Consider the following 15,500-nt stretch of genomic DNA (forward strand, 5'->3'; position numbering starts at 1 on the left):
AAGTGTCCCAAAGAAAACATCAAGCATGTAACGTTATACTTAACCGTATACGCTTAATAAAAGCCTGGTGTTATACTGTTTACAGCGTTACATTATTTCTTTGATTAACTAACCAAACTTTCATTTTGACAAATAAACAAGCGAGGAAATAATGATGCAAATTATGACATTTACTGGATCAAATGGTGGCGTTGGTAAAACCACGCTGGTCTTTAATTACGCTACCTGGCTGGCACAACACAATTATCACGTCCTATTAATCGATGGTGATTTTCAGGCTAACTTAAGTGCCACATATGATTTAATTACCAACGAAAATACGTTATTAGATGTGTTTATTGGTGGTGAACCCGTCATCCGACCAGTTACCCAAAATATTGATTTATTGCCAGCTTCGCCCAATTTGGATCGCGTTGAAGGCTTAATTCAAACGAAAATGTATCGTGAATATTTATTGATGCAGTGGATGCGTCTACACGTCGATACTATCCAGTCTTACGACTACATTTTGATTGGTACCCATCCAGAATTTGGTTTACTCACGAAAAATATGATTGCAGTTAGTGATGCCGTCATCGTGCCGTTGGAACCCAGTGAGTATGGTTTTAAACAGCTCAAAACCCAATTTGAACTCCGCATGACCGAATACCAACAAGACAGTATTGACCCCCGGACGGGCGTCAGTGATATTGATGCCCAAGTTTATTATGTTGGTAATAAAATCCAACATAATACCATTGAAAGTCGCCAGTTTCGTGAAGCATTAGCAACGATGCCAAATGTCATTGCCCAAATTGACGCCCGTGAAATCATGCGCAAATCAACCGCTCAAAAACAAGCCGTCGTTGAGATGCCCGCTAGTATCTTAAGGCAGTACCCCGGTTTTAAAGAGCAGTTAATAACCCAATTCACACGCATGACGCAAACTTTGCAAGATAATCAACACAGTTAGGAGTATATTTATGTCATTTAATTCAAAACAATCCACTAGTGACCAACAGATGAAAGAGGCCTTTGCTCAAAACCCCGTTCGCCAACACAACACTGCTGATTTAGTAGCTAGTCTTAATATCAATACCAAACCCACGAGTGAACGCAAGCAATCTGTATCAATTACAATGACCCCTACGATGAAAGGGGAATTAACAGCTCTTGCGAAGCAAAACGGTTATACCGGTTTATCAAGTTTTGCCGTTGAAATTTTTCAAGCCGTCTTAGACCAACAATCAAAAGATTAATTAAGTGCATAATGAAAGGCGTTCAACGCAAAATTCATGTTGGACGCCTTTTTCATATGGCTAAGTATGGCTCCTATGATGGAACTACGGACAAACTGTTCGATATAATACATCATAAAGGAGCTTTTTATTATGGCAATTAAATATTCAAATGAATTTAAAGAATCGATTGTTAGCTTAAGCCAGACTGGCCGTTCGGCCAACTCACTGGCTAAAGAATACAACGTCAGTGTTTCAACGGTCACTAAGTGGATGAAACAAGCTGATCCTAACAACACTAAAGTGCTATCATCAAATGAACGTGCTCTGATTAAAGAAAATAAACGGTTAAAAGAAGAACTTGATATTTTAAAACGAGCGGCGGTGCTCATGGCAAAAAGCTAATTATTAAAGGGCGTGCCCTCGTGTTAGAAGTCGTCAACGCTAATTTACTTGTTGGGCACCGCATTACGCGTATCTTATCAGTACTCAAAATTCCGCGCTCAACCTACTATGATTATCTACATTGGCAGCCAAGTAGAACTGAACGCCGCCGGCATTTAATTAAACAAGAAGTGTTAACGGCTTGGTTAAGATATCCAATGTATGGCTACCCACGATTAACGATCTTACTAAATCAACAGTCTGATATTCACGTTAGTCAGTGTCTGGTCTATCAACAAATGTGTGAATTAGAGATTAGATCTAGAATGGTTAAACGAATCAATAAGCCAACCACTCAGACTGATTATGATCAGCGACCAAACTTGATTAAGCAGTTAACTGATCAATCTGGTATTTTATTGACTGATATTACGTACATTCCCCTTAACCATACTTGGTGTTACTTAGCTAGTGTCTATAATCCAGTAACCCGACGGGTTATTGCTTACCAACTTAATACGCAGATGGCTAAAGAACTAGCGACTAACGTTATTACCCAAGTCATGGCGCAAGCAGTTAAACCACAAATTATTCATAGTGATATGGGAAGCCAATACACAAGTGACTTATTTGAAAACACTTTATCGAAGTATGGTATCAAGCATTCTTACTCCCGAAAGGGTCAGCCCGGCGATAACGCGCGAATTGAAAGTTTTCATTCAATTTTGAAACGTGAATACGTTAATTTCCAAGATTTTAAGACAATTCATGAAGCAATCGCCGGAATTGATAACTATATTCGTTGGTATAACAGTGATCGTATTTCACTTGTAGCGTAGCTACAGGCTATTAAATTCAATAATGTTGGGGCTTATTTAATATACTCTAAAGCGTTTTTAAAATCTGAACGGGACTAAAACTTCGGCCTCCGAAAATTAAATTAAGTAATTTAAATTGAAAGTCAAATTTGTTCGTACTTTTATGTCCGGATTCTTGACATAGGAGCCTATACGTAATCGTATAACACTACGTATACTTATAATTATACTTAAACGTATACGCTTAAGTATATTGTATCATTAACGAATCAAATCATTGACGTTCTCTTTAACATCGGGATCTTTTTGTGCTTGCTCGGGACTATTAAAGTACCAATTAAAAGCTAAATCAGAATCATAGGACATATTTTCATTGAACTTACTGTTGTCAAAAAGTGCCGTATGAATCTGACCTAATATACCGTCACCTTTCACTTTATCGATCAAGCGTTTATCGTTGAATAATTGATTAGTTCCTAATTTAGTTTTTTCATTATAGTTACCTTCTGGCAGATGATTCTTTGCTTTACCATTTTTATAAATAAAATAATGTTTTATTTGTTTTGCCGACCAAGTCGTCCGATACAGCGTTGGATCGTCCTTCCTCAAATGCACATAATGGCCCGCCGGCGCTTTTTCAAATTGTTCATCAATTTCCAGTTTGCTAAACGCTTCGTCTGATAAGGGTTGGTTATGTTTATAAATACCGTATGACACACCACCCGTTATAACCATGAGTGCTGCGATGATGCTAATAAGCCATTTCATTTTGTTACTCATTTTAATCCTCCATCATGCCCTGACTATGATCGTTGCGGATTATCTTTTTTCGGATAAGCCTGACGCAAATCATTTTGTACTTCCTTTTCAAGTCTATTATACACAGCATTTGATGATTGCCGGGTAGCTGACGTCTGTCTAGTTGGTTGATCACTACTTTGACTACCAGTACTTGCTGGTGTTGGTCTAGGTGGTGTCACAGCTGGCTTGGCTGCATTTTGCGGGCTACCACTAGGGTTTGTGTTACCCTGTGATGCTGTTTGACTGCTACTATTCATCGCATTATTGGGTACTTTAAGTCCCGGTTGGTTATTAGTACTTGTACCTGCACTCGTACCATTAGTTGTACGAGTTGTTTGCCCGGTCGTTTGACTTGACTGACTCGTGGTTGCTGATTGACTACTACCGCTGCTACTGTTACTTAATGAGTTACTTGGTTGTGTGCCAGGATTATGCGCTTGGGCGGGTGTCCGCAGGCCATTAGGGCCAGTCATTTGACCAGCCTTTCGAGATTCTGCACCAGGCGCTTGTTGTCCGTTATCTTCACCTTTGTTCATAGTCTCATGAGCACCACCAGTTGCTTGTGCTTGACTGGCAGCTGCATTAATGGGCAAGCCAGTTGCGCTGTTTTCTGAACGTGAGGTCGTGTTATTTTTTTGAGTACCTAGGCCTTTACCAGCACTAGCAGATTTTGCATTGGACCCTGCTTGTTGCGTCGCTTGATTATTCTTACCTGCTTGGGCAATCTTAGCTTTCATCGACTGGGCACTACCCACCATTTTTTTACCACCTTTTGCAGCACCACGCGTAGCACCACCAACCATATGTGCTGCGGCACCCGTGACGCCCTTAGTGGCTCGACCCACGGTTGCACCTGTGGCAGCTGCCCCAATTAAACCACTGGCAGTATTACCATGACCCGTTGGCATACCAGTCCAGTCATCAATCAAAGCAAAACCAGAAAGTATCCCTTTACCAGCAGCTAATAGTAACGCCACACTGATAATCGTGTAAGGTCCCCATGATAGGTTTTGGTCATTAATGGCTGTCATACCCCATTGCACAAATGCAAAGAATAGAATAAGGTTCAACGGCAACAGTGCCATGCCTAAAATGCTGCCTTCCATCACGTGTAATATCTGCATCGCTTTTTTACCCTCCATGTCACGAAAAGCTAAAGCAAGTAGAGTTAGTGAATAGTAAGCCAGTCGGAAGAATCGGACAATTAATTCAATAATTGCCAAAAATCCGACAATGGCAAAGACAATCTCGGCAGCGATAATGCCAATCCAATTCACTTTTACTCGTGGATAAACTTCCTCGGTTCCTTTCAACCAGCCACCTTTATCAACTTTTTCAGGTGTACTTTCTCCCTGTTTCTTTGCGAAAACATCCTTTGCCTGCTTATTTTTGATACCTTTTTTGGCCTTATCGTCCATTGTATCTGTAAAGATAGACGATTTAACAATGGCGTTCGAGGATGTTTTTTTAATCGGACTGTAATCGTGAATATTACCTTCTTTGACCTTAAAGTCGACTTGCGCCACCTTTTTGAGATCAACCGAATTATTCTGCCAAATATCAGTTAGAATACTATGGCCGCCTTTTTGTGCCGACGAGGTATTTGTCCCTAACATGGACTGATTCATACTTTTCGCAACCTTAGTTCCTCCTGAAATCAGTAGCGGCACCATGGCAATGATAATAATGGCCGTGACAATACCAGATGGCCATTCTTTACCTCGTCGACCTGATGTTAAATTAAATTGGATTAATTGAATCGCCATCATGACTGCTAAAATAATAATGCCAATCATGAAAAATGTGCCAATGTACTGAGTTAAGCTATACCCTGAAATATCTTGCCCCGTCCCATCTGACTTGGTAAAAATTGTACTAAACTGGGCTAGTTTCCAAGCAGCATTCCACGCTGTTAAAACCGCGTTGGCTAAGTCATAACATAAATCGGCAATTCCTTGGCACATCATTTGTAAAACCGACAAAAACATCCGGGATTTCGGTTGTAAATAGTCGGCCCATGACTCATAAAACGCATTAGTGGGCCCATTTGCTGGCAGTGGTACCAATCCTATCATGTGTTTTTCCTCGCTTTCTTAATTTTCTGCTCCTTGTGCATCACGTAATTCGGCAATGGTCATCATTAAATTAAAACAACGGTCATCATCAACCAGAAAATCACGCATCGCTGCTTGTTGGTTTAATTGCTCATGGCGCTTAAAGAATTTATGTGCTACGGCATCTGCTTGCACTGCTACCTTATCGGTATCAGCCGTTATGGCCGGCGTATCTAAAGCGTCGGCAATGGCATCTTCTACTTGCTGAACAAACGCCCAATTTGCTACTTCCATTTTCGATATTAAAGGATCATTAGCATGTTGTGCAAATTCACGTTGCCAGACAGTAAAATCGTCAATTTCTTCATCATCAGCAGCGTTAGATTCATTAGTTGCAGTTTCCTGGCTTTCAGCCACCTCGTTAGTTTCACCAATTTTATCGTTGCTTGTAGTATCAGCTAACGTTTGATTTTGTGGTTCAGGTATAGTCGTTTGTGTTTGCTCTGTTAACTTATCGTCCTCGTCCGTCACAATTTTTTCCGGATTAACTTGCGCAGCTAATTGTTGATAGTAACCACTGTAATCTTGGAAAATATCTTGATAACTTAAATGCTTGGTGTTGTTCTTAATCCGCAAGTCAGTGGTGTAATAATCCAAACAATAAGTCTGACCAATGAGATCACGCGCATTGGGCATCAACGTTTTCCCAGTATCAAAAATTGGTAGTGGTCGGATACGGCGCCACTTTTTATCGTTACGTTTAGCCGTTCGCATAATCACCATTTCTCCATCGTTCAACTCCTCTAACTCTTTGGCTGATAACAACGGCATTTTATCAATGGAAACCTGACGATTACCTTTATCTTGTTGCTGTTCACCCATCTGTGAGTTCACAATTTCCTTTTGCACCTCAATCTCACCTAGACGATCCGAAACGGCTTGGTTGGTATCCCGGTCCTTGGTTTGAATATGGAATTGCGTCAACATATTGTTCATGATTTCTTTAGCTTCTGACTCTGAATAATGTTTAGCGACTTGGACGTCATCTTGCACATACATATCAACGATATGACCGTAGGTTAGACCACGGGTTAAGAAATTATCAAACCCCGGAATCCGGGGGAACATAGAAAACTCATTTAACTTGTAGATAATCTGTCGGTCCATTTTTCTTCTTGTGATTTCTGAGGCAATTTGTGTATTCACGGAGAAAACTTGTCCTAGGAACAAGGACGCAATTGCAGCATAGTTATCATTACTTTGTGGCGTGACGATAAACACGGCTTTAGGTTTTTCTGAATACCGTAAGCTAAAGGTAGCTGGTATCTCATCATTGATTAAATGTTGTTGCAACGGATAACTGACGACTTGCTTAACCGGCCGTTGACTCTGTGGATCCACTTTAATTTGGTGATTCAACTGGCGTTTAATTCGCTTTTCACCACTAATTTGCAACCATGATTTTTGTAGATGCTTGGGATTACCTTTATCCGCAAAATGAATCTTGATTAACCAGTCATCCGGAAAGACATGCTGGAACGGATATTGAATAACCCCCGCTCGACTAACCTTCACGGCATCTTGTTCTAGGTAATGTCCTTGCGCTTGATCATCTTGTCGTTTGTAAAGTTCCACCATGGCGGTTGCCCCAGCATAATCTGTTGGCACATTAACCTTTAACATGCGGGGAAAACCGTAATCTGAAATTTGGATGGTTGAACGTGACGTTAAACGCGCCACCGTTTCTGACGCAAACAAACTTGATCGACTTTGTAAGGTAAACATGACGGATGATTTGGTATCACCTGTTGCGCCTAAGTAAGACCCGGCCTTTAGGATAGCTTCATTAATAATCGGTGGCATCGGATCTAGTTTGCGTAGCATATTGAAATACTGCGTCAAGCCATCCAAATTTTTATCCTTTGGATCATTAAATTGATTAACTGAATTAATAAATTGTGGCACACCGGCTGGCGTGGCTAACGTTTGATCATCCTGCTCCATCGCTAACCATAAGAGAATCAAAATAATCGCTAGTTGCGTATCCTCAGCGGTTTTATCCCAAATATCATTCCCATCTTCAGATGAACTCGATGAGCCAATAATTTGTACAATCACCATTGCCTCGTCTCGGGCCTTATCTAATTCACCCGCCATTGCATAATTCAAAGCAACTTGAAACGGGTTCCACGATTCAGACCAATCCGTGTCGGCAATGTTGAGTAATTGCACTTCATACCCGGCTTTTTGTAGCGGAATAAATGACATCTTGGCATCTTCATTTTTTGCATCGGTATCAATGATATTGGGTTGAATTTCGGCTCGACGCATAATATCAATAAAAATATAGCCTCGCCGTTGGTCCTTACCAGAACGGGTTGCCCCGGTGGTAATCGCGTGTGTCGGTTTTGGATCAATCCAGTAAAAGCCTTGAAAACCACCTTCAACCGTGCGTTGGGCATCAAAATACTTGCTTAATAGTGGTAGTTGCATCAACCGTGGTCGCACTTGTTGGTACCATTTGGGAAAGCTTTCGCGATTTAAGCCCAGTGGGGCTTTGACCACTTGTTTTAGCCAAAGGAGCGGGTGTAATTTGAAAAAAGCAAACGCATATCCCGAAATATGACTAATTGGTTGACCTGCTGGCCCCTTGTAAAACTTGTTCCGATCGGGAATTAAAACATAAGTGCGTTCAATTTCATTTAGTGTCGCCCAACGGTTTTGATTAGTGGTGCGATCACCAAATTTTTGCACCCAGTCATACCAATTTTTAACCCCTAACCGACAGAAAATGGCAAACACTAGCAACATAATCGCCCAAATGATGTAAGAATGTTCATGTAAAACTCCACCAGATAAGGAAAACATCACGTATTGTTGTAAGTAATCCCAGCTAAAAGCCGGTTTAAAATAAACATTGAATAGATTTAAGGCCATATTACCGAGACCTGATCGAATGATATACCAAAGCGCCCCGGCTAATGTGCCAACGAGTAGCGCCATCACGATTCCTACTGCACAATAACCAATAAAGATTATGAGTTGAAACCAAAATTGCCCGCGCAAACGAATTTGGCTTTGTTTTTCATACGACCGGGCTTTCTCATAACGATTCCCAAACCATTCTCTAATCATGTACCAACCTCCTCTTGTGTGATGGGTAATTCTGCTTGTGTGACGACGGCTTGCCAACTACCACGTGGATGCGTCGCATCCGGTGGATTCCCCCAGGCACGAAAGACAAAGGAATGTCCGTTCACTTGGCCGGTTCGTCGTTCATGTAAGATCGCCGTTGCCATTTGTGATTCGACAAATTCCATGATGGCATCATCTAATGGCCGTACACCTAGGCTTTTGCGATACCCCTTATCCACTAAGAAATCAATTAATGGATGCGTTTCAACCACTCGATCATTAACAAATTCTTGCCCACTGGCAAAACTTGGAATTAATTGACTGACATCTTGTGGCCGATAAACCAATTGATAGCCTTGTCGTTGCGCTTGACGATTAAGTTTGGTTAATTTCAAGTCAATAATTCGCTTCACGTCTGGCACTTCTAACGGTTCAAAAATAATGGTCGCCCCAATACGACTGATAAATTCTTGTCTTAAATCGGCACCTAACAAGGCATTTTCAAAGTTTTTACTGAAGGTCACTTGGTGTTGTGGATCATGGCGGTAACTATCGCTTTTGGCAGCTCGTTCGATAATTAATTGATGACCAATATTGGTGGTCATGACGACAATTAAATCTTTAAAGTTAATCGTTTGGCCGCGTTCGTTAGTTAAGCGCCCATCATCAAGAATTTGTAGCAATAAGTCCAACACCATCGGGTCCGCTTTTTCAATCTCATCCAGTAGCAAAACTGAATAGGGATTAAATTTAACCGCTTCAGCGGCTCGTTCAGCAAACCGCGCCATTGATTGCTTGGCAAATTTAAATTCCGACATATCAAAGCGAATTAATTGCCGTTCGTCTCCAAAATAATGCACGGCTAAAGCTTTAGCCGTTTCCGTTTTTCCCACACCGGGTGTACCGGCCAGCAGAAATGATAATGGCTTACTCATATCACCTAATCCAGCCGCACGCACGCGAATACTCGTGACAATTTTCTTTAAAGCGGCATTTTGCCCCATCACTTGCCCTTGCAGCCGTTCATATAACTGGAATAACCGGTCATTATCTTGTTCAGTTAAAACAGACATTGGCACCCGGTAACGTTCATTGATGATACTGGCCACATCTTGGGTTGTTAAGACCGAACGGTCATTCATTTTTGCCTCAACTAAAGTATTATCTAGTAAGGTAATGGCCTTTTCCGGAAAGAAATGCGTGGTAATATAGCGATCAGAAAACTGAATGATCGTCTCAATTACCTCATCCGGTACGGTCAGATGATCTGGATTAACCGCAATAATGCGTTGTAAAGTCGTCCGGGTTTGTGCTGGTGTAAATTCATCCAGCATGACTTTGTCAAACCGACGTTCCATGGCATTATCCGCTTCAATATATTGTTTAAATTCATGATTAGTGGTTGCCCCAATGACTTGGATCTCACCACGACCGATGGCAGGCTTTAAAATATTGGCTGCATCCATACCGGAACTACCTTCTGCACCCGTCCCAATGAGTTCGTGCATCTCATCAATGAATAATAAGATCTGCGGATTGGCTTTGACTTCCGCCACCAAATGATGCAAATTAGCTGCAAAATTATTGCCCGTAGTATTTGACATTAAACTGGCTAACTCTAATGAATGCACCTCGCGATTAACTAATGTGCCATGTAAGCTGGCATCATTGGTTAAAATCCGTTTAACCAGTTCTTCAACTAGCGCCGTTTTACCAACACCCGCTTCACCTAATACAGCGGCACTATTTTTCTTATGTTGATTTAAAATTCGGACCAAACGACCCAGTTCAACATCACGGCCAAATGCACCGTATTCAGTTGGATCTGCCGCAATTACTTGGTTTAAATTCGTAGTAAAGACGTCTAAATAACTGGTTGTCATGCGTCATCATCTCCTCCCAAGGGTAAATCACCATCCTGACCCGCAACGCGGGTTTGTTCTGACAGTGAAACGGTTTTGGTTGGTTGTTGTTGCTTTTGTTGCAGCTGCGCTAATTCTTCAGCCGTAAAGAGTTGTTCAATCCCTTGTCCTTGTTGACGGGCTTTAATATTAGCTAAGCGTTGTTGCGCTTCTTGATCCAGTTCGGTTTGAATATCTTGCATCAATGAGTAATCTTGTCGAATAGCATCTAGGCGTTTTTCTAACGCTGCACTAGCTTTCTGTGTATCCATAAAATGCTCTCCTTGTAATTCCATGTTTTGGGTTGCTGTTAAAGTCGGGACTAAATCTGCTGGAATGACTTCTGCATCAACAGGGAAAACATTAACTAATGTCATTTGTTGATCAGCAGGTTGCATCGTAAATTCATAGATTTCATTTAAAACTGGATCACCAGCTGGAAATAACACATGATAATGTTCAGCCGTGACGGGTAATTCTAGTAATCCGTCCGCTGCTTGTTCAGTATCAACGCTTAACATATACAGTCCGTTGCCTTGGGCAATTTGGACTAACTTACCTTGTATTGTGGTCATCTTGCTTGTCCTCGTGTTTTCGTTTCATTGGCTTGATCTTGGGTAACCTGGTTTGTGGCCATTTGTACAGCGGTTGGCTGGATGTTAGGCACCGCCCGCCGGGCATTCGTTATTTGTTGGCCATTTGTGAGGCAATCTGATAAATAATTTGTGATTGACGTACTCGCTCTGGTCACATCGGTTATTAGATTAGGTGATTTCTCTTTTAGGTCGGAAAATTCCTTTAAGTGATTAGTTCAATCACTCATATATTTTTCACTAATATCACCAGGTTCCACGCCGACATTTTTTAAGACCACATAACTGGTCATTTCAGCTTGTAACTCTTGCACCCCGTTAGGGATCTTGTCATCACTTTGTTGATGTAACGCCGTATGGCCCATTTCATGTGCTAACGTAGCAATCCGATCCGTCACGGGTAAATCTGGGCGTAAAATAATTGTTGGTTCATCCGGTTTTTGCTGATTAATCACTGTCGCCCCCTTGGCTACTCCGTGACTCGTCATCGGCTTATGATCCGCTAAGAATTTAATCGCCCCTTGGTCTTGGTCAACCACCCGGGCATGCTGTTCATCTTGCGCATACTTTTTAAGTGTTTGATAAACGGTTTCCAGGTGTTCCGATGATTGATCAGTGGCTAAATTAACCGGCCGGTTGGGTAACAACTTCGGTAAGTCATCCAATTTCGCATTGGTTTGTTTGACATCAAACACCGTTTCAATTGGATAGTGCTTGACCGTGCGCGTTTCTAAATCACCGGCTTTGGCTTGTTGGCGTTGTTCAGCAGTGGCATCACGCCAGTACACACGATCACCTTCGGGAGTCACAATACTTTGCAAATTTTTAGGGGCGCCATAAATCTTCATTCCCTTTTCGCCCTTATTCACTTGAATGCCCCGTTCAGCAAATTGTTTATAACCCATCACAATCGTGGCATCTTGCCGTTGCCCATAAATTAGTAATGTATTTCGGGGTGAATAGTTTTGGCCCTGGGCCACAAAATCCAAATAGTTTTGCACTTCTTTGGGATCATTCTGATAATTTTGCACACGCGTCAACGCATCTTTAATAATTTCTTCATTCCGTTCACGACTCTTGCCCTTACGGTCATCACGCCGTTGTTCACGCGTCTTGCGTTGTGGTTGTGCAACTTGCTTGTCATCAGTTGCCGGTGCTTTAGCAGCCGGCTTAGCTTGTTGTGTAAACGTTTCTAGTGCGGCTAATTGTTGTTGGTTTTCAGCCATTGTGAGTGTTTTAATAGCGAGGTCATGTGCCTTTAATTGATCGTTCCAATCTTTACCTTGTGTTGGGATTTGCCTAATATTTGTCATACCTTCAAATTGCAACATATCAAAGGGTGCTGCTGCTTTAAACCCGGCTAAATCATTATCCGTTGCTAAAACGAGTTGCTTGGGTAAATGGCCGTTTAATTGCTTCATGCGATCTAGTTGAGACAATACCTTTTGGTGATCCGTCCCCGATAGTGATAAGAAAGTTGTATTTTTATTTTGAGGTTCCGTAAAATGCATCTGTGCATATGAGAGTGCATCAATCGGTGATTCAAAAACAATCAACTGATCAGCCCCATTTCCAGTGCGAAAGTTATACCCGTAACGGGTATCGGATCCAGCGGCGACCTTCTTTTGCGTTCCACGCTTGCCATATTTTTCAAAATTAATTTCAGTCCCTTGTTGATCTAAACCGACGACTTGGTCATTTTCATCGTGCCATGGAAATAAAATGGCTGGTTTTTGCCATTCTTTTGTCTGGCGGTCCTGTCTTGGCTTGCCTTGTTTGATAAAATCAGCGTTTGCCAGACGTTGCACAAATGTGGCATCAAAGCCTCGTTCATTTACCAAATAATTTTCTGAATTATTCGTTGTTTGCGCGGTACACCATCTTTGCCAATTAAATTGATAATTGTCTGTTGTTGCGGGTGTTTCGTACTTCGCTTTATCAGCTGCATCTTGCCCATTGTAATGGCGCCCATACTCTGACCAACGGACCCATGCTTCTTTAGGGGTTACCTCCTCATAAGCGGCAATAAAATCACCTAAATCGCCTGATAATTGCTTTGAGTTCCAAAAAAAGACGTTTTTATCAGTATTAATAACACAACTATCGTGATCAACCAGCCGCACACGATTGTGTTCGGTGGTGTAATCAATCCCTTTATAATCTAAATACCCTTGAATGGGTAACGCCTTCATGGCAGCACGATTAATGGCCATCTAATTCACCTCCATCCGTTGTTGTCGACGTTATGGTGTCAGTCGGTGCGACTTGCTCAATCGTTCCTAAATCATCAGTGTGTAGATTATCTTGTAACTTTTTAACTAATTCTAGTTGGACTTGTTGCTTTAATTCGGCCACTTCGCCTTTTAAGACCTTAACTTTGGCCTCGGCATTGGCTAATTCAGTTTGTTTCTTGTCTAAACGCATTGCTAATTTCTTTGATACCATGTGCAATCTTCCTTAAAAATTTTTTTAATTTCTTGATTCTAGGGTTATCGTAACGAATTTTTACAGGCCTATGTAAAAGTGTCCCAAAGAAATTTTTAACAGTTATACAAAGAAGATTTATTAATAACCCCAGTCCCCGCAAGCGGGGGTCCAAGCAGGCTTACGCCTGCCACCACCTGATGTCACTGGGCCTGCCTTATGTGCCTATCATTTATAGCATGACAGCAGTTAGTCCTAAGTCGCCAGCGACTAAGGACAACTAGGACCAAGCACAAGGGTAAATAGCACGGCTACGCCGCCCTTGTGCTTGGTCCCGCTATCTGCTAAAAATTTCCCGTCACAACGACAAACCCAGCAACAACAGGTGGTTGCCGGCAGAAAAAATTTTCGTCACACCTAGTCAACATTAAAGGAGTTTTACTATGTCTCAAAATTTAACCGATTTTTCATTAACGTTTTTAGCATGGCGTGGTTTTCGACCCACACCGCTACCTTTTGAAAATGATAATTTTGCTGATATTGATTTATCAACTGCAGAAATTGATAACTTAATAACCGCTTTACAATTAGCAAAAGCGCATCATGAACAAGTAACCATTCGTTTAAGTAATGCCGACTATGAAAAAGATGTTTAAAGTTTAAAAACATTGCTTAAATACGCTGAACAAGGAGAATAACCATGACAAAAACTTATTATGATGATTTTACAAAACTCCCCATTGCTAAAATGGCACAAGCTATGGCAGATATAACCTACGGTTATCAAGAAACCAAAGTCCCAAAAGAACACTACAAAAAAGCTTTAGGAACTGGTTATGAAGAAATGGTATCGGCAAACGTCAGTGTGAAACTGGTTGAAACGATTTACAACATGTTAATTGGCTTACAAAAAGAAAGCCCCCGATTATTCTTTCAAGCCTTAGTTTTAATTGATACCGGCGTTAAACCCAGTACTATGTCAGCTAGTCAGTATCAAGCGTTATCCGTTGCCACTGATGAATTTGAGCAAACAAAAAAGGCGCATATGTTAAATGAACAAACACATACAACCTTTAATGAAGTATTAGAAAATGGCACATTGTATCACTTTAAAAATAAAGGAGACAACTAATGAAAGTCCGTGTTTTATTTGAAGAATATCGTCAAAAAGAAGTGACCCTTGAATTAACTCCTGAAATGAACATTGATGATTTAAGTCAACAAGCTATGGATATGTACGACAACGGCGAGATTAGCCTAACCCCAGATGACACCCAATCAGTTCATCTACATGTAAAAAACGATTTTGAAAGGTAAGAGAAACCATGAAAAAAGAAATTTACGTCACATTTGAAGAAACACTAACCCGTACCGTTGCGCTAACAGTCGATAGTGAAAACGAGCTTGACCAACAAGTACGACAAGCCTACAAGAACGAACAAGTTGTGTTATCCGCTAACGACTTAACAAATGCCCAATATCTCATCAATACGCCAACCACTGACACCGGTTGGGTTGAAATCTAAATCACCGGGGCGCACTGCGCCCTTCCCTGTGTGCCCCAGTCCCCGCAAGCGGGGCTCCCTTTTACCCCCGACCCCACCGGGGGCCAAACGGTTTCGCTCGGCGCAACCGTCTTAGATTACTGCACCTTTCTTTTTGCCATCCAAACTCTAATATAGGCAGTGATTGCTAAGGGCTAATGCCCTAAGCAACACTACGACCAATGACAAGGGTAAATAGCACAGCTCTGCTGCCCTTGTCATTGCCCAGTGCCTATATCACACTTCTCCTGTCAAAATGAAAGTTTGGTTAGTTAATCAAAGCCAATTGACCAACAGAAAAATTTTTAGGGAGGCAACTACATGATAAAGACAACCGTTACAACACCAGCAAACACCTACCAATTATGTATTCAACAACATCTCAACCAAGTTTCGGTTGATATTGACGCCAACACCCCCAATTTAGCAGTAGCAACCTTTCGGTTAACGGTCAGTGATACCACTATCGCCCACTATTTTGTAAATTATTTAGGTGGTATCCTAGCGATGGCATTTCAATCCACCATGTCTGATGCCCATTTTCTATCAAATTTACAACAAATCATTAATCAAGAACTGCCTAATTGGCAACGCAGCTATTAAAACCTAACAACTACTGCAAAAACTGA

At 41.4% G+C, this 15,500-nt stretch carries 15 protein-coding genes; 8 read left to right on the forward strand and 7 right to left on the reverse strand.

All coding sequences use genetic code 11. The annotated features are described in order from the left end of the window. The first annotated feature begins 151 nt into the window (after nt 1–151). The 3 genes from FOL01_RS05445 to FOL01_RS05460 all read left to right on the forward strand — a co-directional run bounded on the left by FOL01_RS05445 (nt 152) and on the right by FOL01_RS05460 (nt 2,440). A complete protein-coding gene (locus FOL01_RS05445; RefSeq protein ID WP_075269713.1) occupies nt 152–952 on the forward strand; it encodes a ParA family protein in 801 nt (266 codons plus the stop codon). Between the two features lie 10 nt (nt 953–962). Then, nucleotides 963–1,238, forward strand: a complete 276-nt coding sequence (locus tag FOL01_RS05450) for a hypothetical protein (protein ID WP_075269714.1) — start codon at nt 963–965, stop codon at nt 1,236–1,238. Nucleotides 1,239–1,370: 132 nt separating this feature from the next. Continuing rightward, nucleotides 1,371–2,440, forward strand: a protein-coding gene (locus FOL01_RS05460; RefSeq protein ID WP_156834992.1) for an IS3-like element IS1520 family transposase whose coding sequence is annotated in 2 segments (ribosomal slippage) — nt 1,371–1,587 and nt 1,587–2,440 — 1,071 coding nt in all. Because the reading frame shifts where the segments join, the coding sequence is not laid out codon by codon here. A 240-nt stretch (nt 2,441–2,680) separates the two neighbouring features. Here the strand turns inward: FOL01_RS05460 and FOL01_RS05465 are convergent. The 7 genes from FOL01_RS05465 to FOL01_RS05495 all read right to left on the reverse strand — a co-directional run bounded on the left by FOL01_RS05465 (nt 2,681) and on the right by FOL01_RS05495 (nt 13,348). Next, nucleotides 2,681–3,199 carry a hypothetical protein gene (locus tag FOL01_RS05465; protein ID WP_075269717.1) on the reverse strand — a complete coding sequence of 173 codons (519 nt, stop codon included), beginning with the start codon at nt 3,197–3,199 and terminating at the stop codon, nt 2,681–2,683. A gap of 23 nt (nt 3,200–3,222) precedes the next feature. Beyond that, nucleotides 3,223–5,295 (reverse strand): pLS20_p028 family conjugation system transmembrane protein, encoded by a 2,073-nt coding sequence (locus FOL01_RS05470; protein WP_075269718.1) that lies wholly within the window; start codon nt 5,293–5,295, stop codon nt 3,223–3,225. 18 nt (nt 5,296–5,313) lie between these two features. Beyond that, nucleotides 5,314–8,409 (reverse strand): type IV secretory system conjugative DNA transfer family protein, encoded by a 3,096-nt coding sequence (locus FOL01_RS05475; RefSeq protein WP_075269719.1) that lies wholly within the window; start codon nt 8,407–8,409, stop codon nt 5,314–5,316. Then, nucleotides 8,406–10,292, reverse strand: coding sequence for an AAA family ATPase (locus tag FOL01_RS05480; RefSeq protein WP_075269720.1), 1,887 nt, complete (start codon nt 10,290–10,292; stop codon nt 8,406–8,408). Before FOL01_RS05480 ends, FOL01_RS05475 begins: the two co-directional genes overlap by 4 nt. Continuing rightward, a complete protein-coding gene (locus FOL01_RS05485) occupies nt 10,289–10,885 on the reverse strand; it encodes a hypothetical protein (protein ID WP_075269721.1) in 597 nt (198 codons plus the stop codon). Before FOL01_RS05485 ends, FOL01_RS05480 begins: the two co-directional genes overlap by 4 nt. Nucleotides 10,886–11,121: 236 nt before the next feature. Then, nucleotides 11,122–13,116, reverse strand: coding sequence for a toprim domain-containing protein (locus tag FOL01_RS05490; protein ID WP_075269722.1), 1,995 nt, complete (start codon nt 13,114–13,116; stop codon nt 11,122–11,124). Next, nucleotides 13,106–13,348 (reverse strand): hypothetical protein, encoded by a 243-nt coding sequence (locus tag FOL01_RS05495; RefSeq protein WP_075269723.1) that lies wholly within the window; start codon nt 13,346–13,348, stop codon nt 13,106–13,108. The genes FOL01_RS05490 and FOL01_RS05495 overlap by 11 nt, the downstream gene beginning before the upstream one ends. 422 nt (nt 13,349–13,770) lie before the next feature. On the opposite strand from FOL01_RS05495, the gene FOL01_RS05500 reads away from it, so the two are divergent. The 5 genes from FOL01_RS05500 to FOL01_RS05520 all read left to right on the forward strand — a co-directional run bounded on the left by FOL01_RS05500 (nt 13,771) and on the right by FOL01_RS05520 (nt 15,474). Beyond that, nucleotides 13,771–13,983, forward strand: a complete 213-nt coding sequence (locus FOL01_RS05500) for a hypothetical protein (protein ID WP_075269724.1) — start codon at nt 13,771–13,773, stop codon at nt 13,981–13,983. A 44-nt stretch (nt 13,984–14,027) separates the two neighbouring features. After that, nucleotides 14,028–14,459, forward strand: a complete 432-nt coding sequence (locus FOL01_RS05505) for a hypothetical protein (RefSeq protein WP_075269725.1) — start codon at nt 14,028–14,030, stop codon at nt 14,457–14,459. Beyond that, a complete protein-coding gene (locus FOL01_RS05510; RefSeq protein ID WP_075269726.1) occupies nt 14,459–14,644 on the forward strand; it encodes a hypothetical protein in 186 nt (61 codons plus the stop codon). The genes FOL01_RS05505 and FOL01_RS05510 overlap by 1 nt, the downstream gene beginning before the upstream one ends. A gap of 8 nt (nt 14,645–14,652) precedes the next feature. Beyond that, nucleotides 14,653–14,853 (forward strand): DpnD/PcfM family protein, encoded by a 201-nt coding sequence (locus tag FOL01_RS05515; protein WP_075269727.1) that lies wholly within the window; start codon nt 14,653–14,655, stop codon nt 14,851–14,853. Between the two features lie 339 nt (nt 14,854–15,192). Beyond that, nucleotides 15,193–15,474 (forward strand): hypothetical protein, encoded by a 282-nt coding sequence (locus FOL01_RS05520; RefSeq protein ID WP_075269728.1) that lies wholly within the window; start codon nt 15,193–15,195, stop codon nt 15,472–15,474. The last annotated feature ends 26 nt before the right edge of the window (nt 15,475–15,500 follow it).

It is taken from the genome of Weissella thailandensis, assembly GCF_001932615.1.
GTDB classification, from domain to species: Bacteria; Bacillota; Bacilli; order Lactobacillales; family Lactobacillaceae; genus Weissella; species Weissella thailandensis.

Excerpts from the sequence above, each read along its gene's own strand:
- FOL01_RS05465 (WP_075269717.1), bottom strand. The coding sequence starts at position 3,199 with ATGAGTAACAAAATGAAATGGCTTATTAGCATCATCGCAGCACTCATG.
- FOL01_RS05520 (WP_075269728.1), top strand. The coding sequence starts at position 15,193 with ATGATAAAGACAACCGTTACAACACCAGCAAACACCTACCAATTATGT.
- FOL01_RS05505 (WP_075269725.1), top strand. The coding sequence starts at position 14,028 with ATGACAAAAACTTATTATGATGATTTTACAAAACTCCCCATTGCTAAA.
- FOL01_RS05500 (WP_075269724.1), top strand. The coding sequence starts at position 13,771 with ATGTCTCAAAATTTAACCGATTTTTCATTAACGTTTTTAGCATGGCGT.
- FOL01_RS05510 (WP_075269726.1), top strand. The coding sequence starts at position 14,459 with ATGAAAGTCCGTGTTTTATTTGAAGAATATCGTCAAAAAGAAGTGACC.
- FOL01_RS05450 (WP_075269714.1), top strand. The coding sequence starts at position 963 with ATGTCATTTAATTCAAAACAATCCACTAGTGACCAACAGATGAAAGAG.
- FOL01_RS05490 (WP_075269722.1), bottom strand. The coding sequence starts at position 13,116 with ATGGCCATTAATCGTGCTGCCATGAAGGCGTTACCCATTCAAGGGTAT.
- FOL01_RS05475 (WP_075269719.1), bottom strand. The coding sequence starts at position 8,409 with ATGATTAGAGAATGGTTTGGGAATCGTTATGAGAAAGCCCGGTCGTAT.
- FOL01_RS05470 (WP_075269718.1), bottom strand. The coding sequence starts at position 5,295 with ATGATAGGATTGGTACCACTGCCAGCAAATGGGCCCACTAATGCGTTT.
- FOL01_RS05515 (WP_075269727.1), top strand. The coding sequence starts at position 14,653 with ATGAAAAAAGAAATTTACGTCACATTTGAAGAAACACTAACCCGTACC.
- FOL01_RS05485 (WP_075269721.1), bottom strand. The coding sequence starts at position 10,885 with ATGACCACAATACAAGGTAAGTTAGTCCAAATTGCCCAAGGCAACGGA.
- FOL01_RS05495 (WP_075269723.1), bottom strand. The coding sequence starts at position 13,348 with ATGGTATCAAAGAAATTAGCAATGCGTTTAGACAAGAAACAAACTGAA.
- FOL01_RS05480 (WP_075269720.1), bottom strand. The coding sequence starts at position 10,292 with ATGACAACCAGTTATTTAGACGTCTTTACTACGAATTTAAACCAAGTA.
- FOL01_RS05445 (WP_075269713.1), top strand. The coding sequence starts at position 152 with ATGATGCAAATTATGACATTTACTGGATCAAATGGTGGCGTTGGTAAA.